This is a genomic window from Niastella sp. (genome assembly GCF_045805085.1).
Taxonomy (GTDB): domain Bacteria; phylum Bacteroidota; class Bacteroidia; order Chitinophagales; family Chitinophagaceae; genus Niastella.
In genome coordinates this window covers 1-3,974 of the sequence record NZ_JBJMLX010000153.1, presented here as the reverse complement: position 1 = coordinate 3,974, position 3,974 = coordinate 1, and the positions used below count along the sequence as shown (strand labels likewise).

The 3,974-nt window shown below is 45.4% G+C and carries 3 protein-coding genes and 2 rRNA genes; all 5 read right to left on the bottom strand.

The genetic code is table 11. From position 1 onward, the window contains the following. Positions 1-885 (bottom strand): family 16 glycoside hydrolase (locus tag ACJ751_RS07450; protein ID WP_407744796.1); only part of this gene is annotated, 885 nt, incomplete at its 3' end. Between the two features lie 18 nt (positions 886-903). Continuing rightward, a complete protein-coding gene (locus ACJ751_RS07445; RefSeq protein ID WP_407744794.1) occupies positions 904-2,106 on the bottom strand; it encodes a Gfo/Idh/MocA family protein in 1,203 nt (400 codons plus the stop codon). 112 nt (positions 2,107-2,218) lie between these two features. Continuing rightward, positions 2,219-3,220 (bottom strand): FAD:protein FMN transferase, encoded by a 1,002-nt coding sequence (locus tag ACJ751_RS07440; protein ID WP_407744793.1) that lies wholly within the window; start codon positions 3,218-3,220, stop codon positions 2,219-2,221. A gap of 130 nt (positions 3,221-3,350) precedes the next feature. Continuing rightward, positions 3,351-3,462 (bottom strand): 5S ribosomal RNA (gene rrf / locus ACJ751_RS07435). Between the two features lie 113 nt (positions 3,463-3,575). Next, a 23S ribosomal RNA gene (locus tag ACJ751_RS07430) occupies positions 3,576-3,974 on the bottom strand; the annotation flags it as partial.

The window sequence follows — 3,974 nt, the reverse complement described above, 5'->3', positions numbered from 1 at the left end:
ATCACCGCCGTTCGTTGATTCAGCGCCATTCGATGACAGCACAGTCAGGTTTCCATCTTTTACCTGCCAGCCCCTTTCGGGGAAACCAGGTTTGTAGGCGCCCTTCCAGCCATCGGTCGTTTTCCCATCAAACAACAATTTCCAGCCTTCGCTTTTTTCATAAGTGGTCAGGTTGTTTGGAATATAATCGGCGACATAAACGCCTTTTGCGAAAGGCAATGGCGACAGGCCGGTTGTTTTTATGCGAATATTCCGCCAGTGGATCTTCTCCCCTGCCAGCTCAGGCTTGGGAATAGCATGTACCTGTAAGGCGATGAATCCTTTTTTATCAACTGTATCTACTACATAAGCACAAGAGGTACCGTTCACCCAGGTCCTGATGTTATTGCCAATGCATTCAACCCGGATCTTATTGTACTCACCACGCTTAAAGGCGCTTTGCGCAGCAGGGTTCAACGATAAAGGATAAAGCCATTCACGGCGGGCTTCATCATACACTCCACCTGTCCAGGCGCGGGCCGAAGGATCCAGCTCAAACTGGTAACCATATACCCGGCCTTTACCGCCCCGGCCATTGGCCATTTCAGGATTGTAATGACTTCTGAACTGAATACCCGAGTTGGAAGTAGTGTCATCTACTTTTACTTCCAGTTCCAGTACAAAATCGCCGTATTCTTTATCTGTTACTAAAAAGGTATTGGGTGAATTGGGCACGGTAAGGCCTACAATTTCACCGTTCTCAATTTTATAATCGGCAGAACCGGTGATCTTGTTCCAGCCATTAAGTGTTTTTCCATCAAATAAATTCGTCCAGCCCCCGCCCGATTGAGCAGTAGCAACAATTGTAGAAGCAATAGCAAGAAGAACGAAGCAAAGTTTTTTCATATGCCAGTTAAATAATGATTACGATAAATTATAGGTGGGTTTCCATTTTTCAATGGTGTGATTATATATAGCACTGTTGGCCAGGGCTACACAAATGGCTGTAGTGGCGCCGGTAACAATGTTTGATGAAGGCAGCTTTTTATTGGTAATGGAATTATGAAACTCCACCAACGCATAATACGTACCGTCTTTCAGGTCTTCTTTTATAATGGGAATACCGCCGTCCTTGTTCCATTCAATTTTGGTAGCGCCGGTAACGCCATCTACTGTTTCCAGTTCCTTTTTTGTAGTGGGTTCGGGATAGTACACGCCTTCATGCATCAGCAAATGCACCGAGCCCTTCGTTCCTTTTATTTTGAAGATATATCCATCGTGTGCATTGCCGCAGGTAGCGCCGAAATTACCGATCATGTTGTCTTTGGAATAACGCAACATCACCTGAACATTATCGTAAGTCTCTCTGCCGTCTTTATAAAAATCGATGCCGCCGGTGCCCAGTATTTCATCGGGATGAGTATTGAAAGCCCAGTTGATGAAATCCATCTGGTGCGATAGCAATTCAGCAGGCAGTCCGCCCGAGTATTCTCTGTACATGCGCCAGTTCACCTGTTTGTCGGTGTAACCTGCAGGCACCGGGCGCCGCCAGTTCCAGTTACGATCCCAACGGCTATCTATCTGCGTAACTTTGCCCAGATAGCCTTTATCTATCATCTCCTTTACTTTAAAGTACAGGGGTGTTGACCGGTATTGATGACCAACCTGTACTATTTGATTAGGGCGCGCTTTGGCTGTCTTAACCAGGTCAAGCGACTGGTCAAGGGAATAGGTCATTGTTTTCTCCAGGTAAATGTGTTTACCTGCAGCCAATGCATCCTTGGCAATATGATAGTGTTCGCTTAGGGTAACTGCAATCACCACTGCCTGTATCGACTTATCATCGAGCAGCTGGCGGTAATCTTTATATACTTTCAGGTCGGCAGATCTACCGGCTTTTTTGCCGTTCTCAATTCTGAAATCCAGCACATCGCAAATGGCGGTTATTGCAAACCGGTCTGAAAGATCGTTAAGCATACTCATTATGCCTGTACCCCTGTCCCCGCACCCGATAATGCCGATATTTATTTTTTCAGCAGTGCCGGCAAAAGCCTGCACCCATTGGTTGGAAAATATCAGGCCACCGGCCAGTAATCCTGATTGTTTAATGAAATGACGTCTGCTCATACGGCAATAGCAAATATTTTTTATTTAATACGATAAAATAGAATTACTCCCCTTCTATTATAAGTTGAAAATTTCCATTTATCGGTGGCATCACAGCAACAATTTAATATAATTATTGTGGTTGCAACAATTTATAAAACCGGCTCGACGCCGTATCTGCAACGGCGCCCTTGCTGGTGCGATAGATAAAATGGGCGGCCATATCTTTTCTTTTTTCTACAAACTGCATGGCCCTTTTCAAACCCATTACCATTAGCGCATTGTCATACGCATCGGCAGTAATGGCGTCCCGGGCAAAAACAGTTACGCTGATCAATTCGTTTTGTGACGGGTAGCCTGTACGCGGATCAATCAGGTGAGAGATCTTTTTGCCTTCGCTTTCATAGAATTTCCGGTAGCTGCCTGAGGTGGTGATAGCGCCGCTATCCACCGCCACGATCTTGCTGATCATTGTCAGTTCAAAATCATTATCGCCTGGCGCTTCTATGCCTATTTTCATTTTCTCACCACCGGGTTGTTTGTGCCCTTTCACCCTGATCTCACCGCCGATCTCAACCAGGTAGTTCCTGATGCCATGCGCTTCGAGGTAGTTGGCCACCACATCAACACTATAGCCCTGGGCAATGCCATTCACATCGATCTTTATACAGGGTTTCAATTTATGAAGCATCGTTCCTTTCAGCACCAGGTTATTGGAGCCTACACATGCTTTAAGCTTTTTTATAGTGGCTGAATCGGGCAGTCCGGTCATTTTCTTTGGACCGAAGCCCCATGCCTGTACAAGTGGCTCCACCGTAATATCGAAGATGCCGCCGGTTTGCCTGTAGGTATCTATAGATCTTTCGATCACGTTGCGCATATGCGTATCCATGATTACAAAAGAAGCCGAGTCGTTAAACCGGGAGATAAGCGAGAAAGGATTGTAAATAGAAAGCGAGGTATCGATCTTCGCCAGGATGCTATCGATCTGGGGCTGCCCTATGGTGCTATCCTGTGCATACCAGGTAATATGGTACGTTGTGCCCTGGGCCTTTCCATTGATCTGTATTTTTCGCCATGTTGGTTGTTGATTGAAAGCGGTACAGATAACTAACAGCACGTATAAGTAACGCATGCAACAAATTTATGGAAAAGAGATATGTGTATAATGGCTGTTTACTAAGCCAGGTTGGCAAATTTTAATTCAGGCTGGTCTAAAAAGCAAAAAGCCTCTATGACATCAGTCAAGAGGCTTTTTGTAATAAATATGGCAACTACCTACTCTCCCACATTGTTGTGTAGTACCATCGGCCATGAGGGGCTTAACTTCTCTGTTCGGAATGGGAAGAGGTGAACACCCTCGGTATAATCACCATAAGATCTTTGGTCAGATTTTATGTTCACTAACCGTAATAAGTTACATATTGGGAAGTTGTAAATGCGAGCGTAATAGAGCTAACAAATTATCATTGTATTCAAAATTGTTAAAAAAAATTAAAGCGTACGGGTAATTAGTACTACTCGACTTTGATGTTACCATCTTTACATCTGTAGCCTATCAACGTCATCGTCTTTGACGACCCTTAAAAGAATACTCATCTCGTGGAAGGTTTCACGCTTAGATGCTTTCAGCGTTTATCCTGGCCACACATAGCTACTCTGCACTGCACCTGGCGGCACAACAGATACACCAGCGGTGTGTACGACCCGGTCCTCTCGTACTAAGGTCATGTCCACTCAATATTCTAACGCCCATCACAGATAGGGACCGAACTGTCTTGCGACGTTCTGAACCCAGTTCACGTGCCACTTTAATCGGCGAACAGCCGAACCCTTGGGACCTTCTCCAGCCCCAGGATGTGACGAACCGACATCGAGGTGCCAAACCT

Excerpts from the sequence above, each read along its gene's own strand:
- ACJ751_RS07445 (WP_407744794.1), bottom strand. The coding sequence starts at position 2,106 with ATGAGCAGACGTCATTTCATTAAACAATCAGGATTACTGGCCGGTGGC.
- ACJ751_RS07440 (WP_407744793.1), bottom strand. The coding sequence starts at position 3,220 with ATGCGTTACTTATACGTGCTGTTAGTTATCTGTACCGCTTTCAATCAA.